Below are 25,190 nucleotides of genomic sequence, written 5' to 3'. Positions count from 1 at the left end.
GCGATGGCAGCATTTGAAATCAACAAAGGTGTAGGCCGGACGGTAGAGTTCAAGGGCTTGAAGGCACAGTATCTCTTCCTCTTTGCAGGAGGGCTGCTGGCTGTCTTTATTCTCGTGGTTATTCTCTATCTCTGTGGAGTCAGCCAAATTACCTGTCTTGTCATAGGTGTAGTGGGTGCCAGCCTTGTGGTATGGCAAACGTTCACCATGAACAGAAAGTACGGGCAATATGGGCTGATGAAGAAAGGAGCAGTGCGTATGCACCCACGCTACCTTGTGAACCGCCGTACGGTCTGCCACCTTATCCGTAACCTTCAACCAAAGAAAGCGAAACAATGAGAAATAAAAGCAAGATAACCACCTTGGAGTCGAAGTTCCCGCTGCTCTCCGTTGAGCAAGGCTGTATGGTGAGCAAGGATGCAGACATCACAGTGGCTTTCCGTGTGGAGCTGCCCGAACTCTTTACCGTCACTTCTATAGAATACGAAGCAATGCACTCTGCTTGGCACAAGGCTATAAAAGTGCTACCCAATTACAGCATCGTACACAAGCAGGACTGGTTTATCAAGGAGGACTATCAAGGAAAACTCTCCGATGGCGGACTGAGCTTCCTTGCCCGTTCCTCTGAACGGCACTTTAATGAACGTCCCTATCTCCACCACTCAGTCTATCTCTTCCTGACCAAGACCAACAAGCAGCGTATGGCACAGCAGAGCAATTTTTCTTCGCTCTGCCGTGGATACCTCATTCCCAAGGAAATCACCAACAAGGACGAAGTGATGAAGTTCATGGAAGCTGTAGACCAGTTTGAACGCATCATCAACGATACCGAGCAGATAAGGATTGTCCGCATGACTGAAGATGAATTGATTGGTACAAAGGAAAAAGGCGGTCTCTTGGACCGTTATTTCTCCCTCTCGGAAGAAAGACACGCCTCGTTGGAGGACATCCGCTTGGGCGCAGACCTTGTACGTGTGGGCGACAATATGATTTGTCTGCATACGCTCTCCGACACGGACGACCTGCCTACAACGGTCAGCACAGACAGCCGATATGAGCGATTATCGACCGACCGAAGCGACTGCCGTCTTTCCTTTGCCTCTCCCGTAGGGTTGATGCTACCCTGCAACCATATCTATAACCAGTACCTCTTCATCGAGGATAGCGACGCCAACTTGGAACGCTTCGAAAAGCAGGCAAGAAACATGCACTCGCTGGCACGCTACAGCCGTAGCAACCAAATCAACGAGGAGTGGATACAGGAGTATCTCAATATTGCCCATTCACAGGGACTGACCTCCATCCGTGCTCACTTCAACGTATTGGCATGGAGTAGCGATAAGGAAGAACTTCGCCAGATTAAGAATGACGTGGGCTCTGCACTTGCTCTTATGGAATGCCACCCACGCCACAACACCATTGATGCGGCAACGCTCTACTGGGCGGGCATTCCTGGCAATGCGGCAGACTTTCCAGCAGAAGAGTCATTCTATACTTTCATCGAGCCTGCCCTCTGCTTCTTTACGGCAGAGACGAACTATAAGGATTCGCTCTCTCCCTTTGGTATCAAGATGGCAGACCGCCTTTCAGGAAAGCCCGTCCACTTGGACATATCGGATTTGCCGATGAAAAAGGGAGTCATCACCAACCGTAACAAGTTTATCTTGGGACCTTCGGGCAGTGGCAAGTCTTTTTTCACCAACCACATGGTACGCCAGTATTACGAGCAGGGAGCACACGTCCTCTTGGTCGATACGGGTAACTCCTATCAGGGCTTGTGCGAACTTATCCACCGCAAGACCAAGGGAGAAGACGGCGTGTATTTCACCTATACCAATGAAAGTCCGATATCTTTCAACCCCTTTTATACGGATGATTACTTCTTCGATGTAGAGAAAAGGGAGAGTATCTGCACGTTATTACTTACACTTTGGAAAAGTGCTGATGAGCATATTACTAAGACCGAAGCTGGCGAACTTGGTTCAGCCGTAAGCTCCTATATTGAGCTGATATGTGCTGACCACAGCGTTACGCCCTGTTTTAATACTTTCTATGAGTATCTGCGGGACGTGTACCGCAAGGATATGGAAAAGCGTGATATCAAGGTAACGCTCTCAGACTTCAATATTAACAACCTCTTAACGACATTGAAGCAATACTATCGTGGTGGTCGATATGATTTCCTGCTGAACTCGGACAAGAACATTGACCTGCTCTCTAAACGCTTCATCGTCTTTGAAATCGACCAAGTGAAGGACAACAAAGACCTTTTCCCTGTGGTAACGATTATCATCATGGAGGCCTTCATCAACAAGATGCGCCGATTAAAGGGTATCCGCAAGATGATACTGATTGAAGAAGCGTGGAAAGCCATTGCTTCGGCAAACATGGCGGACTACATCAAGTATCTTTATAAGACGGTGAGAAAGTATTTCGGGGAAGCCATTGTCGTAACGCAGGAGGTGGACGATATCATTCAGTCTCCTATAGTCAAGGAAAGTATTATTAATAACTCCGACTGTAAGATACTGCTTGACCAGCGCAAGTACATGACCAAGTTCGACGGCATACAGGCGATGCTCGGCTTGTCTGAAAAGGAAAAGAGCCAGATTCTCTCCATCAATCAAAACAATGACCCCAACCGACTCTACAAGGAGGTATGGATAGGCTTGGGCGGTATGCAGAGTGCCGTCTATGCTACGGAAGTGAGCATGGAGGAATACCTGACTTACACCACAGAGGAAACCGAGAAGGTGGAGGTGATGAACAGGGCAGCACAGCTCGGTGGTGATATCGAAACAGCTATTCGTCAGCTTGCCATAGAGAAAAGAAACAATAAAAAGAAATAAGTACAAACCATCAAAACTATAGTAACAATGAAAAAGTACATTTTCATGGCTCTCTTAGGATTGAGCCTTTCTGTTCCCAAAGCCCACGCACAGTGGGTAGTAACCGACCCTGGCAATTTTGCCGGCAACATCGTCAATTCGGTCAAGGAGATTGCAACAGCTTCGAAGACGGTGAAGAACACCCTTGACGGTTTTAAGGAGGTGGAAAAACTCTACAACGACACCAAGAAGTATTATGATGCCCTGAAGAAGGTGAATAACCTCATTGGGGATGCCTATAAGGTCAAGGAGTGTATCCTGATGGTGGGCGATATTTCGGAGATTTACGTTACCTCGTATAAGAAGATGCTCTCGGACAAGAACTTCCGCCCTTCGGAACTCGCAGCAATGGCTTCGGGCTATGCCAAGCTTTTGGAGCAGAGTGGTGAGAGTCTCAAGGAACTAAAGTCCATCGTTAAGAGTAATGTCTTCTCGATGAACGACCACGAACGAATGCAGGCAATTGACCGCATTTATACCACACTGAGGGAAAACCGCTCGCTTGTATCATACTACACAAGGAAAAACATCTCCGTAAGCTATGTGCGTGCAAGGGAGAAGAACAACCTTGCCTCTGTTAAGGCGCTCTATGGTAATACGGCAAGCAGGTATTGGTAAATCCACAGACAAAAAAGAACTTGAAAGAACTTTCATAAAACACTTTTGCTTATGGATTTTGCCAGTTTACATGAGCTGCTACGCTCAACCTATGACGAGATGATGCCACTCTGTGCCCAGATGACGGGCATTGCCAAGGGTATTGCGGGCTTGGGTGCGCTCTTTTATATTGCTCTTCGGGTATGGGCTTCCATTGCCCGTGCCGAGGCGATAGATGTTTTTCCACTTCTCCGCCCCTTCGTGCTGGGCTTTTGCATCATGTTCTTTCCGACAGTCGTACTGGGTACGATGAATGCCGTTCTCTCGCCCGTAGTGCAGGGAACGGAGATGATGGTACACCAGCAGGAAGGGAACCTTGCAGAACTTACTGCCAAGCGGGACAAGCTGCAGGAGGAAGCCTACCTTAGGAATCCTGAAACAGCCTACCTTGTTTCCAACGAGAAATTCGATGAGAAGATAGAGGAAATGGGTATCATCGGACCTGAAGATGCCGTGACGATAGCGGGTATGTATGCCGAGCGTGCTGCCTATCAGACCAAGCAGTGGATCATGAAGATGGTACACGACCTCTTAGAACTTCTGTTCCATGCTGCAGGGCTTATCATCGACACGCTACGCACCTTCATACTCATCGTTCTAGCCATTCTCGGTCCGATAGTCTTCGGCATTGCCGTATGGGATGGTCTTGCAGGCTCACTTACGGCATGGTTCTCACGCTATATCTCTGTCTACCTGTGGCTGCCTGTCAGCTCTATTCTTACGGCACTGCTTACGAAAATACAGGTGCTGATGGTACAGAAGGACATCGAAGCACTCAGTGACCCTAACTACCTGCCTGATTCGGGAACGTGGTACTACATCGTCTTCTTCCTTATCGGTATTGTAGGCTACTTCTGTGTACCTACCGTGGCAGGTTGGATTATCGAAGCTGGAGGTGGTATCGGCTCATACGGTCGTAATGTCAACCAGACAGCACAGCATGGTGCGCAAGGCGCATATACTGGTGGCAAGGCTGCTATGGCTGGCGCAGGTGCTGCTGTGGGAAATGTCGGTGGACGTATCAAGGGTGCACTGCTCAAAGGAAAATAGAAATCGAACAACTATGCTTAATTAATCAACAGATATAAAAGAAAAATGGAATTCAAATCACTTGGTAATATCGAGACCTCATTCAGGCAGATAAGACTTTATGCCTTTGTCTTTGCCATCGTCTGCGTGGTAGTAAGCGGTTATTCCGTCTATGCCTCGTACAGCTTCGCTAAGGAGCAGAGGGAGAAAATCTATGTGCTTGACCAGGGAAAGTCGCTCATGCTTGCCCTCAGTCAGGATGCAAGTCGTAATCGTCCCGTAGAGGCAAGGGAGCATGTACGTCGTTTCCATGAGCTGTTCTTCACCATTGCGCCTGACAAGGATGCCATTGAGAAGAACATGGAGCGTGCCTTCGTGCTGTGTGATAAGTCGGCTTTCAACTATTACAAAGACTTGGCAGAGAAAGGCTATTATAACCGTGCCATATCGGGCAATGTCAATCAGCGCATAGAGGTGGACTCTATCCACTGCAACTTTAATACTTACCCTTATGCGGTAACAACCTATGCACGGGAGTTTATCGTCCGTCAGAGTAACGTTACAGAGCGCAGTCTTGTTACGACCTGCACGCTGCAGAACTCTGTCCGTTCGGACAATAACCCGCAAGGTTTTCTTATGGAGAACTTCCTTGTCAAGGAGAACAGGGACATACAGACTTATAAACGATAAGGCTATGGCAAGGAAAAGAAACTTTTTACTCTCACGTCACTATCTGCGCTTTCACCTATGGCTCCGCCATCGGTGTGAAAGACTTACGATAAGGCAGAGAAAGGAAATCGTCTATGGGCTGAGCTTCATCTATCTGCTCTGCTCGCTTTGGATGATAGCACAGTTCTTCCTTCCTCCAAAGAAGGAAAAACTACCCATTCCCACGGGAAAGCTGACGGACAGTCCGATACGGACAGACAGTACTTTACAAGAGTTACACGGCAATTTTTACCTACAACATCATCAAACAATCAAAGAAAATGGATAATAAACAGAAAGAACAAATGAAGAAAGGCTTGGTCTTCGGAGGATTAGGACTACTGTTTGCCCTCTCGATGTGGTTTATCTTCGCACCTTCGGGCAAGGATAAGACCGCTGCGGAGCAGGGACTCAATGACAGCATCCCGCAGGCAACGACAGAAAAACTAACCGAGAACAAGCTCAAAGCCTATGAATTAGGCGACAAGGCGCACGAGGAAGAACAGACCCGCGAGGAGATGGGCAGGCTATCGGACTATTTTGCACAGAACACTGCTCCATCAGAGGAGCAGCGTGCAGAGACAGCAGCATCTACGGCAAAGATAGAAAGTTCTATGCATCGCTATGAGGAGAACAATCGCCTCTTGAACTCCTTCTACGCTCCTGACCCACACGAGCAGGAGCGTGAAGCCTTGCGCTCGGAAATAGATAACCTTAAAAAGGAACTCTCTGCCAAAGACAGTAAGGAGGACAATGAAGAGAAACGACAGCTTGCACTGATGGAAAAGAGCTATCAAATGGCAGCGAAGTATCTCCCTAAAGCATCAACTCCACCTACCTTCAATAATGGTCTGACGGCTGGAAAGGAGAAGACGGAAGACACTGCTGGTGGCTCTGAAGCCGCTAAGGGCAAGACCATGCAGAATGAAAAGCCTGCAATGGAAGTTCTGCCGGAGCGTAGGCAGATAGTTTCTTCACTTGATCAGCCTATGAGCGATGTGTACTTTATGGAGGAATACGGCAAAAAGGCTCGCAACTTGGGTTTCCATTCGCTCGCAAGCACGGCTGTACCTACAATGCGCAATACACTGAAAGTCGTAGTGGACAGAACGAGCACGCTCAAGGAGGGTGACAATGTGGTCCTTCGTCTGCTTGAAAGTGCCAAGGTAGAGGGGTTGCACATTCCACGGCAGAGCCGTTTGATAGCTGTCGCCAAGATAGAAGGCAACCGTATGCACCTGCTTATCAAAAGCATTGAGGTAGACGGGCATATCATAGCCGTCAAGCTCTCGGCATACGACACAGACGGACAGGAGGGCGTGTATATACCAGGCTCGGAGGACATCAATGCGCTTAAGGAAGTCGGGGCGAACATCGGCGGTTCAATGGGAACATCCTTTACCTTCGCTTCCTCTGCCAAGGACCAGATTATATCGGAGGCTGCCCGTGGGGTGATGCAGGGTGCAAGTCAGCTGCTTCAGAAGAAGCTGCGCACCATCAAGGTAACGCTCAAGGGTGGCTACCGCCTTTTCTTGGTTCAGTCCAAATAAAACAATCGAAAATGATAAGTAAAAAATAACATCAAATAAAAAAGGAACAATGAAGAAAATTATTTTATCAATGGCTATGCTTGCCATGGTGGGAGCAACAGCCACAGCACAGGAAAACAATGATGGTCTGACACCGAGCCGTCCGCTTACTTCGGGCGAACTCTTTCAAGGTATGAGCCGTGCCATACCAACGGGACGTGTCGTTCTGCCGTATGGTCTGGACGTTACCTTTGACAAGACCGTGCATCTTATCTTTCCTTCTGCTATTCGTTATGTAGACTTAGGTTCGCAGAACATCATCGCGGGGAAGGCGGAGGATGCAGAGAACGTACTGCGTGTAAAGGCTTCGGTGAAGGACTTTGAAACGGAGACTAGCATGAGTGTCATCTGTGAGGACGGCTCTTTCTATGCTTTCAACGTCAAGTATGCCGATGAGCCGGAGAAGTTAAGCATCGAGATGAAAGACTTTCTCTCTACGACGGAAGGTAGACTGCCAAGCAATCGCTCTGACATTTACTTTAAGGAACTTGGTAACGAGTCGCCCGTATTAGTAAAGCTGATGATGCAGACTATCTATCAGAATGACAGACGCAGCATTAAGCATATCGGTGCACAGCAGTTCGGCATGAAGTTCCTGCTTCGTGGCTTGTACGCCCATAACGGCTTGCTGTATTTCCACACTCGAATGGAAAACGGTACAAACATGCCGTACTCGGTGGATTTTATCACCTTTAAGGTAGTTGATAAGAAGATGGCAAAGCGTACCGCTATACAGGAACAGGTGTTGCAGCCACTTCGCGCCTATCATCAGGTGATGCAGGTGCGTGGTATGGGCAGTGAACACACTGTGTTTGCGCTCGAACAGTTTTCTCTTGCAGAGGACAAGCAGCTTGAAGTGACGCTTTATGAAAGAAATGGCGGTTGTACGCTGACTTTCCATGTAACGGCAGAAGACCTGCAATTGGCAAAGAAGATTGATAACCTCAAACTGAAGTGGTAGACATTATGAAGAAGAAAATCATTTTATCGGTTTGTGCAGCGGTGGCAATGGCTTTCAGTCTGCCATCGCAGGCACAGCGACTGATACCTAAGCAAAGGGGCATAGAGGTCGTAGGGAGTGTTCCGCTTATCAAGGGAGAAAAGTTTCTTGCTGCTGACAATTTCGGCATGGGAACATCACTCACCCGATATTTGGGGCATGAGAATTATACTTTTGTTATGGCAGAGTATGAACAGCAGAATATGCCGTACAGAAGTTATAACGTAAAACTCAAGGATGCACTCTTGCAGGTGGGTTATATGCACCCTGTTCTTTCCGACAGAGGTAAGAATGTGTTTCTTTATGGTGGCATATCCGCCTTGGGTGGCTATGAGCAGCTGAATGAGGACAAGAAGTTGCTGCCCGATGGGGCGACACTGCTCGACCGTTCCCACTTTGTCTATGGCGGTGCCATGCATGGCTCGGTGGAAGTGTTCTTAACAGACAGGGTTCTCTTTCTTGTAAGGGCACAGGGACGTTTCCTCTTTGGAACGGACGTACATCGTTTCCGTCCGGCTGTTTCAGCAGGACTAAGGTTTAACTTTTAAGTAGAAGAAAAGATGAAGAAGATATTGAATACGATTTGGGTAATGGGTGTGCTGTCCCTTGCCGTGTTTTGCCTATCTGCTTGTGATAGGGATTTGGATGTTCAGCAGTCTTATCCGTTTACGGTGGAGACAATGCCGGTTCAGAAGGATATCATAAGGGGACAGACGGCTGAGATACGCTGCACGCTCAAACGAGGTGGTGAGTTTGCCGACACTCGCTATACGATACGTTACTTCCAGTCTGACGGCAAGGGCTTGCTAAGGATGGACAATGGCACGGTATTCAAGCCAAACGACCGCTATCCGCTGACAAAAGATGTGTTCCGCTTATACTACACTTCGCTGTCATCTGACCGCCAGACGATAGATGTATATGTGGAGGATAGTTTCGGTAAGGTGCAGCAGCTGACTTTTAGTTTTAACAACGAGCGGGAAGAGGGCAAGGATAAGCCTGCATCTTCTCGCCACTAAGACCATAATTGATGCGAACGATAAATTCTTTCATTTTACTTTGTGTGTTCTGCCTGTTCTGTCAGCCGACCCTTGCCCAGCGCAGGGTGCGGCTGGCAGACTTGCCACCTTTTGAGCGTGCGGTAGTCGTAGTAAAATACTTTGAGGGATTGCACGGCTGGAAGAATTATCCGTATGTTGGCTATGGGCATCAGCTGCAACGGGGAGAGCGTTTCACGGCGGATATGACGGAACGGCAGGCGGACTCCCTGCTGCGTGCCGACCTTTGGAAATGCTTTGAACACTTCAAAGGCTATGGTAAGGATGCGCTGCTGCTGACCTTGCTTGCCTACAATGTGGGTGTAGGGCGATTGCTCGGTTATGGTAAGCACCCCAAGAGTAGGCTGCTACGAAAGATAGAGGCAGGAGATAGGAACTTTTATCGGGAGTATGTTTCGTTCTGCAGGTACAAAGGAAAAGTTTTGAATGGATTGGTCAAACGACGAAATGTGGAGTTTGCCCTGTTTTATATACCCTAATTGTCAAATAAGTAGAGATTTTGCTTAGGAAGATGTTACACGCATACCTAATTCTGCAAAAAAAACATCAATAATTTGGACTTTTTGATTTTTTATAGTATATTTACAATAAATATTTTTGATTATGAATAATTGTAAAATCCCCAAGCATCCTATACATGTTTTGTTAGATGAGTTTTTCGCCAATGCGGAGATGGAAGGTGTAATTGCTGAGTATCAACACAAGAACTCAAGTTGTAGCAAGTGGCTGATGTTCAGTGACTATTGCCTTGATGACAAGAATAAAGCCAATGATGTGATGACTTTTGTACTTATGCCATTTGAGAACGAAGCGAAGTACACTGAAATGCAACAGAAGATTCACGACATGCAACCATCAGACATCAAGAAGACGAACACGGTGGACAAAGACTTCCTGTCTTACTTGAAGAACGAAAACGTGTTGGTATTCTCATTTGTGTTCAACGACAGAAAGCATTTCCTTGCTCGAACGTACGGCCAATGTTTGAAGAAAGTCAAAGAAACGTTTCAAATGATATGCGACTGCTATGAAGAATGGAAGAAAACGGCTTGCAATAAAGAAATTCTAAAGCATTATGAGAAAGTGGTGAATACAATAAACCAGCAACTCGCAACGCTTAACGGCAAGAATCCTGACATTAAATTGTTCAACGACATCTTGATTACGGCATTTCTCGGGGCATATGTATCGGTGAAGGTTCTTGAGAAATTGCCGATAGAGATATTCGGATGGTTCAGCGACCGTGACAAAGTTATCTCAGGCAAGGATAATATAATTGTGCCGATATTCAGATTCTATCAGCACAACATGCTTGGTGGTAAACAGTTTCAGTTCTGTACCTCCACTCCTGACGACAAGGTGAAGCCTTTCTTTGATGATTTTAACCGTATCGCAGATGTGGTTACTGGAGCGCTAGCTGACTACAATATAGAAGAGAACTACATCACTGCTGACAAGTTCGACACAGTGCTTATCAACTTCCTTGCTGACAATAAGCGAGTCTTCATTTTCCGTATCCACAAGATAGACGAAAACTATCGTGTGGGGCAGATTGAGATGCATCCCAAATAGGAAGGGACTCCATCTAAAATCTAATTTGGTTCATCTTTTATTTTGTGTGATATATAATATTGGCAAAATAACTCTTGCGACTTTCTTTTGCTTCTTTTCTTTGGTCGCCTGCTTGTTCAAAGAGAAAGAAAAGAAGCCACGCAATTTTTGAGGTTGCGTGGCTCATTGTGTTAGGACTTTTCAATAGTTTCAATTATCCGTTCTTCGGGGTGGGTTTCAAAAGCCCAGTTGATTTGTTCATCGGACAGGATGGTATGTACTCCTCTGCCCATCACCATACCACAATCTTCAAGGATTTTGCGCTCGGCTTCCTCTCGGTTTGTGGCTACTACCTCAAACATACCTTCAAAAACGTATTGGGTGCGTACTCTGTAAACTTTTCTTTCCATATTTTCAAAATTCAGCAATGAGTAATCTGTGTTCCATCGGCTCGCCATTCGATAACCTGCGATGAGTGAGCCAAAAGTGATGCGCTCCGTAACCATAGACAAAGAACTTGTCAAGTTCCGTTTCTTGGGAGATTTGGAGGAGTGCGGTCTGCAACTCCTCCTTGTTCTCGGCTATGCTTATGGCATTGATAACTCTCACGATGACGTTGGGTATCTCATCTGCCCAATTACAAATAATGCCTTCTACCTGTACTTTCATATTCCCTTGTTTAATGGATTGTTATGCGGTTGCTCTCTGCTCTATCATCCTCATATTCTTCTGCATCAAGGCGAGTATCTGCTCGTGGTACTCAGTGTTCTTGTTGTACACTCCACGACTTTGCACCACTTTCATTGTTTCCAATGATACCTCGATGGTCTCGATGCGCTCGCCGTCCTTTGTTGCAGAGAAGATAAGCGACTGCGGTTTGCTGTAATAGTGTGCGTCATATACGCAATGATGCATTGCCGTGCCTTCCTCCAAATGCTCCTGCACACTCTCCAAAACGTGGATGCGGATAATGCCGTCCGTAAACTCTATGCCAAAGAATTTTGCTTTGAGTTGCTTGTATGCTTGTTCGGCTTCCATCGCTTCCTTGCGCTTCTTGATAATGTTCTCACGCTCCTGCCTTGCCCTGCGCTTGGTTTGGTAATGGTCGTGCGCTGCTCTTAGGTCGGTGGGGCAAACATACTTGGCATTGTGAATATCCTTGCCTAATTGATTGAGCATATCCACCATATCACACCATAGACTTCCGTCCTCTATATGGTAGCCGTTTCGCAAACAGATGCGGATAGATGCCCAATAGCTATCAATGCTTCTTCGACCATTGTGCATGAAGAATTTGAGTAGCGGGATTTGTCCCGACTTCAACAAGGTTTCTACACGGCTATCGGAAAGCAATGCTGGTATGAGTTCAGTAGGCACTATATTGTGGAAGTTGTCCTCAAAACCATTCCTGCGGAGTGTGTCCGTAACCTTGAACTTGGGATATATCGGTGAGTACGATATATGGCGGTAGGCTTCGTTGTCGTTGCGTACTGCCATTGGCGAACAGAAAGAAAAGGTGTCAATGTATCTGCCTAATGTTCGTTGAACGGCAATAATCGTTTTTCTTCCTTGTGCGTTCCACCAATACTGACCGATTTCAAAGGTATATGAAGATGCCTTGCAACCTTTCTCCATTTCCACGGAAAGAAGAAACATTCTTAGTACTTGGTACTCTCCGCAAGCGGTAAGTATCGTAAAGTACTGCTTCTGCCTAATCTTGCGTTGAAAGGTTCCCTTGACCTGCAACCTTGCCCCGCAATGGGGGCAGGTGCAAGTGTCCGTAGGCTTTTCTATTGTCCAACTATGCCCACAATCCATACACGTTGTGCGACCTTTGGGCAGTCGGTAGGCGAAATGGTCTATACATTCACGGAATGCCCATTTGCTCTGTGTCTTGGTTATCGGGCGAAGGTGCTTACTCTCGGCAAGGACTGCCTTCTCATATTTATTTCTTGGTTTCATTTTCTGTCCTCCTTGTTTTACTCGTCGCGGAATACATATCCACTCTCAAACCAATACCCCTCGTCAAAGAGTTCGTCCGCATACTTGTCATAATCGAAATATCGTTCTGCAAACTCGGATAGTTCGTGTTCCATACTTACTATTTCCCTTGCAAACTCTTCTTTGTTCACATATCTGCCTACAAAAGCGGAATTGAATTGTCTCATTAGGTAATAGACGGACTCGGTTAAATCCTTGCCGGTATTCTCTACCCATATCCAAAAGGCACTCACATTCATACCGTCCAAATTCTCCACCTCGTCCCTCAGTTCAAAGAAGTTGCTATCCAAATGCCCCTCGTCAATGAGTTCTTCGGGTATGTTCTCCCAATCTTGGAACATCAATTCGGGTTCTTCCTCGTCTTGGTGGAGTTCGTGGCATACCTCCATAAACTCGTCTTGGTCGTAACAATCAGAAAGGTCTATCCACTTACCTCTTAGTGAGCCTTCGTTGTACTTGGCATAAGTGCCTACATAGATGCGTGCTTCGCTTAAATCGTATCGTTCCATAGTCTTTGCTTTTTAGAAGTCAAACAATGAAGGTTGTGCAACCTCTGCCGTTTCTTTCTTTTGTGGTCTTGCGTTACGGCTCTGTATCTTGGCGAGTTCCTCACGTTGGTACTGCTTGATGGCTTCTTGCCTTGCTTCGGCTTTCTCCTCCTCTGTGAGTTCTACAAGATGATTTACTGCCATTCTGCAAGTGATTTCCTTTCCTACTTCAATTTCATCCTCGTCATAGTAGTGTACCGCCATTGAGTAGATTTCATCGTCCTCAAATCCATTGCAGCCACTCGCCTGCACTTGGTTCAAGATGTAGGTTACACACTCCTCGATGCTCTTGTTAGGCTTCATCAAGTTGGGCGCAAACAAAGGGTCTGTCGCTGCACGCTGATTGAGATACTCGGCTATTGCTCTCGTAAAATGTTCTGTTCCTTTCATAGTCGTTTAATATTTGGGAATTTCTACTATTTGATTGATGCGTCCATATAGGTAGGCTCTTAGGCTTGTTCTGTCGGGTGCGTAATACTCTGCCCAATGTCCGTATTGATTGACCAAATACTTCTTCAATACGTCCATAAAGTCAAACCGATAACCCATAAGGGGTACGGCTGTACGGAAGTAGGTGTTAGTGTTCACCGCTTCGGCAAGCCAATTCTTTTCCTCACGGCTCATTCGCTCCCCACGATTGAGTTTCACACGCAATAAATAAACCTTGCTGTGGCTCAAAGTTTCCAAAGGCTCAACATCCCACTGCACAAACTTAGTTGCCACCAAACGCTCACTTTCATCAACCACCGAACTTATGCGGTAATGAGAGGAGGAGCTATATCCTTTTTTCTTCATCGAAGATGTGATATTTACTTTCTGCTGTTCCATAATGACATTTTTTTTATGCGTCCAAAGATCGGAGTATGCTGATTCCTTTTTGTAGCAAGAACAAGGTAGGGGGCGCAGCCGGCACAAGGTTTTGTAGGAAAAAACTACCCGAAATGAAATGTAGGTGTGGAGATTTTCCGTACAAACCAAAGGCACTGACCTTGTGCAAGCCGTAGCCCCTTACTACCTTTGCGAATAAAAAGAAATCAGCACCGACTTATGGCATATCAAAGTGGAATATGTGGACGTGAGAAGCGAAAGTGCAACGCCAGTATGGAAAATGAAAAAGGTGGCTACCTCAATCGAGATAACCACCCATAAAGAAGAATGAATCGAAGAATATCTTTCCTTGTGCCTTAGAGCACACAGAGCAGGATTGCCAAGATGACGGCAAGCCAGAACAGCCAACGCAGGATTGTAAAGGTTACTTGCAGTATCACTCTGACAATGAAGCGTAGTATCAGGAAACCGAGAATAACCGAAACGGCGGTTACGACTTGTGGCGTAACTATCTTCGAGATGAGGTAAACCGCACCGATAACGATGGAAAGCAGAACAGCGAGTTCGATGAAGCGTGTCCAACCGAAGCGGCGGACTTGCTTGGGAGAACTCGGTGGCTGCCTGTTCTTCTCGGTTTTATACGATGCGTCTGCCTTGATGAAGGCGGGCTGATGAATGTCTTGATTCATGATGATTATATTATTCATAATCGAGGCTTTTAATAGTTTCAAGAGCGATAACAAGATGCGCACACGACACAAAGACAAGTGTTTGCAAAACTCTTGACGTGTGGAGTGGAGCGTTTATCTTGGCTCTTGATACTACAAAAGCCCCCGATGGTGAAGTATCAAGCCATGTTCTCACCGCCTATCGTCGGCAGACCATTGACCTCAATGAGCAGCACGATTGTACCAGTCAGTTCGGTGTACAGTTTGTCGTATTCTGTACCTGCCGCAAAGTTGTCTGTGAGTTCGTACTTAGCAAATACCGCTTGAATTGCCTTGTTTTTCAGCAGGATTAGTGCTAACCTTTCGGGAAGCGGACTTGGCAGTTCCTTCTCAAACTCCTGCTCCAGTACGGAAACAATGGTATCATACTTTGAGAAGTGTAGGTCGTGGTACAGCACCTCGCTTGCCATCGTCTCTGCTTCGGGGTAGGAGAACCCTTGCGCCACGGCATCGCAGTAAGCCGTCAATGCCTCGTCTGCGCGAGCGGTTACAAACGCATTGTCATTCTCTCTCTCAGGGAAATGCTCTCCGAGATACGCTTCCAACTTCAGACGGAAGTAGGAAAGTTCTTTCTTTGTTGTTGTCATAAATTCAAAATTTTAGAATTATATACATTATTTTGAGGAAATGCCTAATGCCGTATTGAAAGTACCCAACTTGTCAGCCAGTTCATCCATATCGTGTTCTATCTTCTTATTGGTAATACGGGCGTAAATTTGCGTTGTCTTGATGTTGGTGTGTCCTAACATCTTACTTACGGATTCGATGGGAACTCCCTTGGATAGGGACATCGTGGCAAATGTGTGCCGGGCAAGGTGGAAGGTCAGGTTCTTTTTGATACCGCAAATATCGGCAATTTCTTTCAGATAACTGTTCAGTTTTTGATTCGTCAGCATGGGGAAAAGTTTGCCGTCACGATAGGTCTTGCCACTATATTTTGCAATGATGCTCTTGGGTATATCGAGTAAAAGGACGTTGGTCTCCACGCTCGTCTTCTGCCGCTTGGTCATTATCCACTGCTTGCCGTTGAGCGTGACGATGTTTTCTGGAGCGAGGTTGTACACGTCTATGTACGCAAGTCCCGTGAAGCACGAGAATACGAACACGTCCCTTACAAGTTCCAAACGACCGATGCCGAAATCCTTGTTGGCAATTTTAAGGATTTCCTCGTCTGTGAGAAATCCACGATTGACCGGTTCCATGTGAAAACGGATGTTGAGGAACGGATCATGGTGCAGGACACCAAGTTTCCTGCCCAGAATGGTGATTGTCTTGAAGGTTTTCATCATCCTCGTGGCGGTGTTGGGATTCTGCCCGACAACCGTTCTAAGATAAATGTCGAAGTCGTGTATCACGATATAGCCGAGTTCGGACAGGCGGATGTCAGATCGACCGTATTTGTCACGAAGGAAATTTGAGAAGTGTTTCTTGCAGACGTTGTATTTCTGTAAGGTTGCTGCTTCGACCGACACGCCTACCTGCCGTGCAACGTCACTGTTGTGTTTGTTGAAGAGGCTCATTAGGGTGTCCACATCCTCCTTCTTACCAAGATACTCCGACTTGATACGCTCCAAGGACACCTCGTCCGTCATCTCGACTTTCTTGAAGATGGTCTGGAGTCCGCTCTGAATGTTGTCAAGTTCGAGGTTGGTGGAAAGTGCTTCAGTTGTCCTTCCCTTCAACCGTTCCTTCTCCCTGTCCCATTGGGACTGTTGGACAGCAATGCCCGTCGAGCCGATGGAAAGGCGTTCGTTGTTGAGATAGATTCTCAGCATGACGGGGGTCTTGCCCTCCTTGTTCACATAATTGCTTCTGAGATAGAAGACTGCTCTGAAAATAGCTTTCATACATTTTACTGCTTTTAGTTGTAGCCTGAACAGAAGTCTTGTCCTAACACCTGCCATCTGTAGCCGTGGCTTGTCGGACACATTGTTGCCCGAAGTGGTGTATGGTAACAAAAACACCTCTGTAATCACGCTGCAAAGTTCAACATATTTGTTTGAATAGCAGTAATTTACGCATACTCCTTATGTACTCTGTATGTACTCTTGGCTACATTTTTATTTTGCCTTGAAAATGTGTAGCCTGATTGTAGCCTTTTTAGAGCATTTTGGGAGTTTCTGCCCCCTCCGTGCATACTCTGAAATTTGGGATGGGTATAAAAGAAAAGTATCATAACTACTTGTAGCTATGATACTTACGATTTTCTTAGATTTCTCTCTGATGTTCATTTCAGAGTACCTAAAGCGGAGAGAGAGGATTGTGAACTTTCGGATATGGCTATGTAGATAAGATTGACAAATACAAGAAGGTTTTTCTTAGCTGTCGTGCATATTCCTTGAAGGCAACAATTCTATTGCCACAAATAGTCGTAATTATGGTTACTAAACATCTCATTTTCCCCTCGCTCAAAATATATTGTCTTAATAATGAAACCTTCCCTTGCTTTGGACATCGAATACGGAAAGAGAGATTGGTCAACAAATCCTATAGAGTTTACATATCTGCCCAGCGGAGTGTCTATGTATTTGTATTCCTGATGAAGCGACAACTTTTCTCTGCTGATTTGCCTGATGGTATCAATTATATGGAAACTTCTGTCATCAACCAAAAATGCTGAAACAGGCTTGCCTATTTTCCATTCAAAATCATAGACAAGTAAGGGTTTGGGAATGAACTTGTCGTAATAAAAAATTTGTTTTCCCTGCTCGTGGAGGTAGAAAACGGCATTTTTCTTGCCATTTACATAAACTTTCCTGTATTCGTCTCCCTTAATGATGGTGTCTTCCCTGACAGTATATAGATAAATCTGATAGAAAAAAGGACGGAAAGGGTCTGTCACTATTTCTTTCCATGAAGTGCCTTCAGGGTAATAGATGTACTCATATTCTTCCCTGTCGTTTCCACACCCGGAGAGACAAAGAAATTCCACGAGTCCCAAAAGCAATTCCAAAATAAGCAACATGACAGAGAGTCCCTTAGTCCTTATCATCGTCCCTAATTATTTTATGCGGAAACTATCTTTTATCGTATCCACCATGTCTAATTTCTCCCATGTAAACAATTCCACCTGAATGTTTTTTGTTCCATGATACCTGCTTGTAAATGTTTTGTTCACAACTTCATTTTTCCGTCCCATGTGACCATAGGCTGCCGTTTCCGTGTACATCGGCTGGTTTAGTTTAAGCTGCCTTTCAATGGCTTTAGGGCGCAGGTCGAACATTTCAAAAATCTTCTGTGCAATTTCTCCGTCCGACATTCCGACATTATTGTGTCCATATGTATCAACCGATACGCTGACAGGAGCAGCCACACCGATGGCATAAGCCAGCTGCACAAGAATTTCATCCGCAACCCCTGCTGCTACCATATTTTTGGCAATATATCGTGCCATATAAGCAGCACTGCGATCTACCTTGCTTGGATCCTTTCCAGAGAAAGCACCTCCGCCATGTGCTCCTCGTCCCCCATATGTATCCACAATTATTTTTCGCCCAGTAAGCCCCGTATCCCCATGCGGACCTCCTATAACAAATTTTCCTGTTGGATTTACAAGATACTTTATGTTACTGTTGAACAGCTTTTGTATTTTGGAATCACATTGGGAAATGACACGAGGCATAAGAATGTTAATCACATCGTTCTTAATCTTGTCCAGCATCTTCTTGTCGTCCACGTCAAAATCGTCATGCTGAGTACTTACCACTATTGTGTCAATGCGCAGAGGTTTTTTGTTCTCGGTGTATTCTATTGTTACCTGACTTTTTGCATCGGGGCGTAAATAAGTCATTTCCTTGCCCTCCTTGCGTATGTCGGAGAGTGTTCTCATAATGAGATGTGCCAAATCAAGAGAAACTGGCATATAATTTTCGGTTTCATTGGTAGCATAGCCGAACATCATACCTTGGTCTCCTGCACCCTGTTCGTCCGTATCTTTATTGGAAACGCCTCTGTTTATATCATCGCTCTGCTCGTGAATAGCCGTGAGGATACCGCATGAATCACCGTCAAACTGATATTCAGCTTTTGTGTAACCAGCCTTGTTTATTGTTTCGCGGGCAACATTCTGAAGGTCGATGTATGTACTGGAACGCACTTCACCCATAATGACCACCTGCCCCGTCGTTACGAATGTTTCTATTGCACAGTGAGCATTTCTGTCATAAGCAAGGAAATAGTCAAGCAACGCATCTGAAATCTGGTCTGAAATCTTATCGGGATGTCCTTCTGAAACGGACTCCGATGTAAATAAATGTCTCATCTTTTTATCTTATATTGTTTAATTCTTCTAATATAGCGTATGTGGAACGCAGCGTCATGAAATCCGTATATTCTTCTGCTGTACCATTTTTCATTTCCGTCATTTCCACGAACATCTTTATCTCGTTAAAATATCCCTGTGTGTAAATCTGATTGTTTGCCAAAATGGGATTGAAGTTGTTTCTTGATAAAAGACACTCGTTGGATAATTTGGTGGGGAGCACTTTTTCGATTGGTACTCCACCTATGGTACATACTGATGGCACAAATGACAGTCGCTCCATCTGGTCTATTTCATACGTTCCGTCCTGCGTGTTCACTCTGACATTTTCACTAGCATCTTTCCAAGAATAAAGTGTGGATAATTCCAAAGTACCAATAATATTGTCATGTTCCAGCATCAGCAGGTAGGTCACACCACCTTTTTTTGTACTTTTGACTTTATGCATCGCCAGTATCTTAGCCCCTCCAAAAAGAAAAACGACCAAGTCGATAGGGTGTATAAACAAATCGTATATCTCATTGCCTTCGGGGTACAATCCCGTTTGGTAACGTAGGCTGTAACTATTTAATTCCCTGCCTTTTATTTCCTTTCTCAATCTGGAAACAAGCGGAGAATGTCTTTTTTGCATTCCGACAACTGTGGTATTAAATCCAAATAACCTTTGCTTGTCAATAAGGCTGTTTAGTTCCTTTAAACACATACAGGGAGGTTTTTCTATAAAAAGAGATTTCCCCGATTTTATAACTTCTGATGCAATTTCAAAATGTGACGCAGGTGTGGCTGACACAAACACTCCTGCGACTGTCTCGTCATTGAGAATATCCTTTATAGATGTTGTCCCTATTATGCCCTTGAATTTTTTCCCTATCAGTTCTGCCTTTTTCGTGGAAGAACAGCACACATACTTCACGTTGACTTGTAGAAATTGGATGACGGGGAAAAGGTTGTGGATGGTGTGGTTTCCAAAACCAATTATAGCATAGTTCTTCTCATAACAGTCGGAGAGATATTTATTATCCCTTCTGCGCTTGTAAAGTCTGATGATTTTCTGAATGTCTGTCATTTAGGCTATATTAATCCTTTGAAATATTTGCGGTACGTGCATTTTTCATCAGCAGTCCACTGATATTTCCCGTAAAACGCTTCGATAAGTTTTTTAGGGAAAAACCTCTCGGCTGCACGGAGAAGTATTATGTCAAATTTACGATGGTAGTTAATCCAGCATTTGTTGCAGTCATGGGAATACTCACATTGAATCTTAGCAGTCCTTTGTGAATTGAAGATTTCGTCAAGAGTATTGTTGTGAACATTGCCGAGAATCACATCCAGATTTTGGCACAGGGGAACATTCCCATTGGAATGGATTACCAGTTCATTGTATATACTGTGGCATCTTAGGCGCAGATTTCCTTTTTTCCATTCATCGTACAGAGCCACAAAGTCAAAATTTTCCTGTGTTTTATGGATAGATTGCGGAATCTTTTTTATGTAGTCATTTCCGACCTCCATTAGGTCCTCGGTGGTATCAAAGAAATCCATCGTATTGTAAATGCCTATTCTGACATCAATGTTATAGTGTTTGGCAAGCTGAATAACATAGTCCATGTCCTCAAACGTGTTCCATGGAGTAAGGCAGAACATGAACGATATGGGAACAAAGTCCTTACAGCTTTCCACCACCTGAATGACCTTGTCATATCCGTCACGCCCTCTTAGAGTTTTATATGTTTCCTTGTTCCCATCTAAGGAAATATACAGATGTTTGGGCTTGTATTTCTTTACAGCTTCGATAACTTTAGAGGGTGCAAGGCAATTTGATAGCAGGGTGTAGTTTGTATGGTTGTTGTGAAACCAGTTCAGTATTGCATCAGCTTCAGGATGTAAAATAAATTCCCCCCCCTCCAGACCGACGGTTGTCCGTTTTGTTACGCACTTGCTCGACATTATCCGAATGATGTCCGATAATGACAAATGCTCTATTGGCTTTTTCCAAATAGAGCAATGTTTACACCGTGACTGACAAAGTGATGTGGAATAAATCATCAAGGATGATAAAGTCTTATCTGTAGGTACTGTTATGTTTTTTACAAATGCACCTCCAGTTACGAGATAGTCTAAAACGTTATACATTGATTATGTTTATAGTATTCTCCGCATACCAAGTTAACTTGGTATGCGGAGAAAAAGAATTATTCAACGATTATCTTTTGCTGTTTTGTCTTGTTATTTTCACTATAACTTATAACGTATGTACCGCTATGAGGCAATGTCGCCTTGTATGAATAAGAACCCTTGTACTTATTCTGTTTATAAGAGGTAACAACATGCCCATAAACATCTGTTATAGTCATCGAGAATTGACAATCATTCTCAAGGGTGTAGCTTATGCTAAGAGTGTTCCCTGAGACTTCTACACCAAAGCTGCTGCCATTTTTTGTAGGATTGGCTGAATCCTCTTGAACCACAGGAGTTAAATCCATACCGCTGAGCAATCCTTTCACATATAGCATCGTGTTTGCATAAGGAGAAACCAGCTCGCTTTCCGTAATGACCACAGGAGCGGTCAGCACAGGCTTAGCCCCAAATTTTGTCTCTTTTTTGATTGTTGGAATTTGTGGTACCAAATCTTCCAACAGTTTAGTCATAAAGATGTTGCCTTCTCCCAGTTCCTTATATACCAAGAATTGACTGGACGGAACAGATGCGCAATAAGATTTAAGCTGACGATAACTGTCATATTCTCCTAATTGTTCAAAACTGCTATAAGGAGATTGGTTTATATCCTTATCCCAAAGTGCAACTAAACTCTTGAACTTGCTTTCTGTTCCAGCAGGCAGCAAGGCAATTCTGCTTTCAATGAGACCTTGCTCCAAATCGGTAAACGAAACCTGTGCTACTTTTGCATCGGCACTTAACTGTGGTTTTGTTCCCAACGAAGTGTCTTTACGGTAATATTCTACGATTTCCCCATAGGAATTACCTCTCACTCCGTTTCTAGGATGGAAAGTTCGTGCCAAAGCACCAGGCTTACTTTCCCAGTCATATCCATGCAAATTGCCATCAGCCCCATCCCGAACAGAAGCATGTGTATATTCTCTTTTTCCATTCCGCACGATAGCCCATAAAGCAACTGTCCCGTTTTCAGCATTTGCACCAACCCTTGTAAGTCCTCTTGACGCATAGAATTTGTCAAAAGCCCTCAACGGGTCAGGGTCGTAGAAGTTAGAATGCGTCGAAGGAGGCCATTCCCAATAGGATGTTATTCCTCCAGACCAGCTTATACAGTTATAGGTTCGAGACTCGGGAGCGGACATAATCGCATCGTCTTCCTTCAAGTAAGGAAAAGAGCCAGCATATGTAACGTTATTTACGCTGCTTTTTTTACATTTTATGTAAACATTGCAAAGAACTTCTGGCTGATAAGAGCTGTACTGCGACAACAAAACGGCATTGCCTGCTACTGAGTACTTTTTGTTAATTCGCGCCCATCTTCCCCAATCAAAGTCTCCATTCCCTTGATAATCATCATTGTAAGCGATAATTCCAGATGGATTTCCGTAAGATTCTATCCAAACCATCGGATCACCTCCCTTGGAGCATACAAAAGTGTTATATACTTGATCTGTTCCTTGATTACATACTATTCCCAAACTAAACAAAGGGACATTGCTGTAATAATTTTCTCCGTTGATATTGACATTAGCAAGTCCGCTTGTGGCATTGAGCCATGAACGTACTCTGACGTAGTAAAGTCCCGTCTCAGGAATGTTGACATTCAAGGAAGCAAGGCATTGATTGTTGGAATGTGCATTCCATGTGTATCGCTCAGGATTGTTTGCACTGAACAACTCAAGAACATGGTCATAGTTGTCAATTCCGTTTGTCGCTATAAATATTTGCTGTCCTCTCTGGAAAGAAACTGTCTTGAAAAAAGAGTACTTTATTTTGCAATTTCTAATGTATTCAAAATCATACAAAGGAGAGTCGTAGGAAACACTTCTTGCTTTTGCAAACAAAGGTATAGCCAATGTGTCTCTGCCACAGAAATTCAAAGACGGTTCTGCATTACTGAGTGCATTCTCATGAGATAAGGTCTTAAGTTCTACCTTATAGTCATTGTAATTTTGAGACGAAATGGTAGAATTTCCCAAATCCTTAGAAAGTCTGACAAATTCAACCTCTGGAACGTCAGGAGCAGTCCCAACAATAGAGATGGTGTTCTTGCCTTTTCTCAGGAACACCTTTGAAGACTTCTTCAAGCCTATCGCCTGCCAGTCGTTTGACACAGGGGCTAAGACATCATCTTGCAACTCGTTGTTTACCATTACTTTGTAAACAGATAGTGTGCCATCTGCTTTCTTCGTCCCTAACACCCAGAAGTTGGCATAATGAAGCCCCGAAACTGGAGCTTCGACTTCAAAGGTGGTGAAAGTCTGAGCCTCTGTAATTGATTTTGTACACTTGAGAATCTTCACATCGCCACCTAAGCTTGGATTCTTCTCGTAATAACTAATGCTCTCCACACTTTGTGAGAAAGCAGCAACTGTTGTTGCAAATAAAATTAACAATGTAGTAATACCTTTTTTCATAAGTTCTTTCACTAGTGTCCGGTTAAATTTTCCAGACTGTCATTTAGTTCGTTAATTTTCAATGATATACAGCGATTTTAAAATTTTCCGATTTGAATCCTTATCTTTGTACTGTCTCATATATAAGATAGCACAGGATATGAATGTAGGAAACACTGTACTCTCGCAACTGATGTCTCTCATCCCTGATTACGAACTCAGGAAATGTGTTGACAGATATCGAGGGGATTTTCACGCAAGACGTTGCACTTGCCGTGATCAGTTTCTTGTCATGAGTTATGCTCAATTTACTAGCAGTGCAAGTCTTCGAAGCATAGAAGCTCAACTTACTGCATTCAACTCCAAATTGTACCATGCGGGGTTGAAAATCATACCAAAGTCTACTCTTGCTGATATGAACGAAAAGAAAGACTGGCGTATTTATCAAGACTATGCAATGATACTTGCTGGTAGAGCTAAGGCCCTTTATAAGGATGATTATTACCGCCTGAACATCGACAACATGGTCTATGCTTTTGACAGTAGTACCATTAATATTTGTCTGCAGCTTTGTCCTTGGGCAAAGTTCCATCATGATAAAGGAGCATTCAAAATGCATACCTTGGTTGATGTTAAGAACAGTATACCTAACTTTGTTCTCCTTACTCCTGGCAATGTACATGATAGCCAAGCTATGGATATGCTGCCTATCGAAACAGGCGCCTATTACCTTATGGATAAAGGATATGTCGATTTTGATCGGCTGTTCCGAATCTTTCAACAGCAACATGCATACTTTGTTACCCGAGCAAAGGATAATATGAAGTACAATGTTTTCGAGACAAGAGAGGTTGATAGACAGACTGGTGTTATCTCTGATGAAACAATCAGTCTCACGGGTCTGCTTACTGCCAAGAAATATCCAGACGTATTGCGATTGGTTACATATGAAGACTATGCTCAGAACGTTGTGTATCGATTCCTGACTAATGACTTCATCCTTCCAGCAATTACCATTGCAGAACTCTACCGAGAGCGTTGGACTATCGAGACGTTCTTCAAATGGATCAAGCAGCACTTGCATATCAAGTCGTTCTATGGAACAACACAGAATGCAGTCTTTACGCAAATATGGATAGCTATCTGCGATTATCTGCTTCTTATTATTGCTTTGAAGATGTATCATATTAAGCAAAATCTTTACATATTCTCTAACGTCATCGGACAAGTTCTCTTTGAGAGGACTCCGTTGAATGAACTATTTGATAAAACAATTACTAATCAAAATTCGGAAAATGACCGCCAACTTTCGCTTTGGTGAAATTTAACCGGACAGTAGTGAAGTTCTTTATTAAAAGGGTTTATACTAAATTAGACGGTGTAAATTTAGGGAATTTGTGTGACATTTCCAAGTTTTTAGTATGATTTCTGAGAAAAATACTGCGTTTTAGGTACATATAAACAGAATTACGAAGAAAGAAGTTTGTTAATGCGTTTGATGGCACTGTGTTTCATTCCTATAAAAAAAAGAAAAGGTCAAGGAGAAATACCTCCTGACCCAAACATTATGTTACAAAATATTTCTATAATTAAGGCTGTATCTTTCCCTTAAATATTTCATAACATCTACGCAATGGAATTTTCTTCTAATAACTTCTCCAAATCCGAAGCCTTGTATAGTATTTTCCCTGCGAATTGCGTGTAGGGGATAACTTTCCTGTCCCGATAGTCCTGCAAGGTACGAGGGCTGATATACAGCCGTTCGCATACTTC

At 44.2% G+C, this 25,190-nt stretch carries 28 protein-coding genes; 13 read left to right on the top strand and 15 right to left on the bottom strand.

What is annotated here, in order from left to right; genetic code table 11:
- The first annotated feature begins 3 nt into the window (after positions 1-3).
- The 12 genes from C7379_RS11025 to C7379_RS10970 all read left to right on the top strand — a co-directional run bounded on the left by C7379_RS11025 (position 4) and on the right by C7379_RS10970 (position 10,501).
- A complete protein-coding gene (locus tag C7379_RS11025) occupies positions 4-339 on the top strand; it encodes a DUF4133 domain-containing protein (protein WP_088401310.1) in 336 nt (111 codons plus the stop codon).
- Positions 336-2,849, top strand: a complete 2,514-nt coding sequence (locus C7379_RS11020; RefSeq protein ID WP_116617347.1) for a TraG family conjugative transposon ATPase — start codon at positions 336-338, stop codon at positions 2,847-2,849. Before C7379_RS11025 ends, C7379_RS11020 begins: the two co-directional genes overlap by 4 nt.
- A gap of 27 nt (positions 2,850-2,876) precedes the next feature.
- Entirely contained in the window at positions 2,877-3,506 is a 630-nt protein-coding gene (locus C7379_RS11015) for a DUF4141 domain-containing protein (RefSeq protein WP_004353763.1), read from the top strand.
- 51 nt (positions 3,507-3,557) lie between these two features.
- Positions 3,558-4,595 carry a conjugative transposon protein TraJ gene (traJ, locus tag C7379_RS11010; protein ID WP_024985800.1) on the top strand — a complete coding sequence of 346 codons (1,038 nt, stop codon included), beginning with the start codon at positions 3,558-3,560 and terminating at the stop codon, positions 4,593-4,595.
- Between the two features lie 45 nt (positions 4,596-4,640).
- A complete protein-coding gene (traK, locus tag C7379_RS11005; protein WP_116617346.1) occupies positions 4,641-5,264 on the top strand; it encodes a conjugative transposon protein TraK in 624 nt (207 codons plus the stop codon).
- Positions 5,265-5,268: 4 nt separating this feature from the next.
- The gene (locus tag C7379_RS11000) at positions 5,269-5,571 is read left to right on the top strand and encodes a hypothetical protein (RefSeq protein ID WP_004353772.1); all 303 of its coding nucleotides are present in this window, start codon (positions 5,269-5,271) and stop codon (positions 5,569-5,571) included.
- Positions 5,564-6,832: a conjugative transposon protein TraM gene (traM, locus tag C7379_RS10995; protein ID WP_116617345.1), complete on the top strand. Its 1,269-nt coding sequence runs from the start codon at positions 5,564-5,566 to the stop codon at positions 6,830-6,832. The genes C7379_RS11000 and traM overlap by 8 nt, the downstream gene beginning before the upstream one ends.
- Before the next feature lie 49 nt (positions 6,833-6,881).
- Complete coding sequence (gene traN / locus C7379_RS10990) at positions 6,882-7,832, top strand: conjugative transposon protein TraN (protein ID WP_116617344.1); 951 nt, start codon at positions 6,882-6,884, stop codon at positions 7,830-7,832.
- Between the two features lie 5 nt (positions 7,833-7,837).
- Positions 7,838-8,419 carry a conjugal transfer protein TraO gene (locus C7379_RS10985; protein WP_116617359.1) on the top strand — a complete coding sequence of 194 codons (582 nt, stop codon included), beginning with the start codon at positions 7,838-7,840 and terminating at the stop codon, positions 8,417-8,419.
- A gap of 12 nt (positions 8,420-8,431) precedes the next feature.
- Complete coding sequence (locus C7379_RS10980) at positions 8,432-8,890, top strand: DUF3872 domain-containing protein (protein WP_116617343.1); 459 nt, start codon at positions 8,432-8,434, stop codon at positions 8,888-8,890.
- A gap of 11 nt (positions 8,891-8,901) precedes the next feature.
- Entirely contained in the window at positions 8,902-9,408 is a 507-nt protein-coding gene (locus tag C7379_RS10975) for a glycoside hydrolase family protein (RefSeq protein WP_116617342.1), read from the top strand.
- A 124-nt stretch (positions 9,409-9,532) separates the two neighbouring features.
- Positions 9,533-10,501, top strand: a complete 969-nt coding sequence (locus C7379_RS10970) for a hypothetical protein (RefSeq protein WP_024999446.1) — start codon at positions 9,533-9,535, stop codon at positions 10,499-10,501.
- Positions 10,502-10,671: 170 nt separating this feature from the next.
- On the opposite strand, the gene C7379_RS10965 is transcribed toward C7379_RS10970, so the two are convergent.
- The 14 genes from C7379_RS10965 to C7379_RS10900 form a co-directional block, all read right to left on the bottom strand.
- The gene (locus C7379_RS10965; protein WP_116617341.1) at positions 10,672-10,890 is read right to left on the bottom strand and encodes a hypothetical protein; all 219 of its coding nucleotides are present in this window, start codon (positions 10,888-10,890) and stop codon (positions 10,672-10,674) included.
- A 4-nt stretch (positions 10,891-10,894) separates the two neighbouring features.
- Positions 10,895-11,149: a hypothetical protein gene (locus C7379_RS10960; protein WP_004378742.1), complete on the bottom strand. Its 255-nt coding sequence runs from the start codon at positions 11,147-11,149 to the stop codon at positions 10,895-10,897.
- A 21-nt stretch (positions 11,150-11,170) separates the two neighbouring features.
- Positions 11,171-12,442, bottom strand: a complete 1,272-nt coding sequence (locus tag C7379_RS10955) for a PcfJ domain-containing protein (protein WP_007136037.1) — start codon at positions 12,440-12,442, stop codon at positions 11,171-11,173.
- A gap of 17 nt (positions 12,443-12,459) precedes the next feature.
- Positions 12,460-12,990 carry an antirestriction protein ArdA gene (locus C7379_RS10950; protein WP_007136038.1) on the bottom strand — a complete coding sequence of 177 codons (531 nt, stop codon included), beginning with the start codon at positions 12,988-12,990 and terminating at the stop codon, positions 12,460-12,462.
- 12 nt (positions 12,991-13,002) lie between these two features.
- The gene (locus C7379_RS10945) at positions 13,003-13,419 is read right to left on the bottom strand and encodes a PcfK-like family protein (protein WP_116617340.1); all 417 of its coding nucleotides are present in this window, start codon (positions 13,417-13,419) and stop codon (positions 13,003-13,005) included.
- A 6-nt stretch (positions 13,420-13,425) separates the two neighbouring features.
- A complete protein-coding gene (locus tag C7379_RS10940) occupies positions 13,426-13,857 on the bottom strand; it encodes a hypothetical protein (protein ID WP_006948377.1) in 432 nt (143 codons plus the stop codon).
- Positions 13,858-14,213: 356 nt separating this feature from the next.
- A complete protein-coding gene (locus C7379_RS10935; protein ID WP_025000187.1) occupies positions 14,214-14,564 on the bottom strand; it encodes a hypothetical protein in 351 nt (116 codons plus the stop codon).
- A 140-nt stretch (positions 14,565-14,704) separates the two neighbouring features.
- Positions 14,705-15,172 carry a DUF1896 domain-containing protein gene (locus C7379_RS10930; RefSeq protein ID WP_006948380.1) on the bottom strand — a complete coding sequence of 156 codons (468 nt, stop codon included), beginning with the start codon at positions 15,170-15,172 and terminating at the stop codon, positions 14,705-14,707.
- 27 nt (positions 15,173-15,199) lie between these two features.
- Positions 15,200-16,432 (bottom strand): site-specific integrase, encoded by a 1,233-nt coding sequence (locus tag C7379_RS10925; RefSeq protein ID WP_187116451.1) that lies wholly within the window; start codon positions 16,430-16,432, stop codon positions 15,200-15,202.
- Positions 16,433-16,938: 506 nt separating this feature from the next.
- Positions 16,939-17,577 (bottom strand): hypothetical protein, encoded by a 639-nt coding sequence (locus C7379_RS10920; RefSeq protein WP_025078137.1) that lies wholly within the window; start codon positions 17,575-17,577, stop codon positions 16,939-16,941.
- A gap of 9 nt (positions 17,578-17,586) precedes the next feature.
- The gene (metK, locus tag C7379_RS10915) at positions 17,587-18,846 is read right to left on the bottom strand and encodes a methionine adenosyltransferase (RefSeq protein ID WP_004344871.1); all 1,260 of its coding nucleotides are present in this window, start codon (positions 18,844-18,846) and stop codon (positions 17,587-17,589) included.
- 4 nt (positions 18,847-18,850) lie between these two features.
- Complete coding sequence (locus C7379_RS10910) at positions 18,851-19,912, bottom strand: Gfo/Idh/MocA family protein (RefSeq protein WP_004344873.1); 1,062 nt, start codon at positions 19,910-19,912, stop codon at positions 18,851-18,853.
- A gap of 5 nt (positions 19,913-19,917) precedes the next feature.
- Complete coding sequence (locus C7379_RS10905; protein ID WP_116617339.1) at positions 19,918-20,979, bottom strand: radical SAM/SPASM domain-containing protein; 1,062 nt, start codon at positions 20,977-20,979, stop codon at positions 19,918-19,920.
- 59 nt (positions 20,980-21,038) lie between these two features.
- On the bottom strand, positions 21,039-23,438 hold the full coding sequence (locus C7379_RS10900) for a T9SS type A sorting domain-containing protein (protein ID WP_004344877.1): 2,400 nt from the start codon (positions 23,436-23,438) through the stop codon (positions 21,039-21,041).
- Between the two features lie 139 nt (positions 23,439-23,577).
- Between C7379_RS10900 and C7379_RS10895 the strand changes: the two genes are divergently transcribed.
- On the top strand, positions 23,578-24,738 hold the full coding sequence (locus C7379_RS10895; protein ID WP_336469927.1) for an IS4 family transposase: 1,161 nt from the start codon (positions 23,578-23,580) through the stop codon (positions 24,736-24,738).
- A gap of 305 nt (positions 24,739-25,043) precedes the next feature.
- Here C7379_RS10895 and C7379_RS10890 read toward each other — a convergent pair.
- The coding region (locus C7379_RS10890) for a helix-turn-helix domain-containing protein (RefSeq protein ID WP_133241896.1) at positions 25,044-25,190 on the bottom strand (147 nt) is incomplete at its 5' end.

Source organism: Hallella colorans (assembly GCF_003096815.1).
Lineage (GTDB): Bacteria > Bacteroidota > Bacteroidia > Bacteroidales > Bacteroidaceae > Prevotella > Prevotella colorans.
This window is presented reverse-complemented; position numbering and strand designations above follow the sequence as displayed.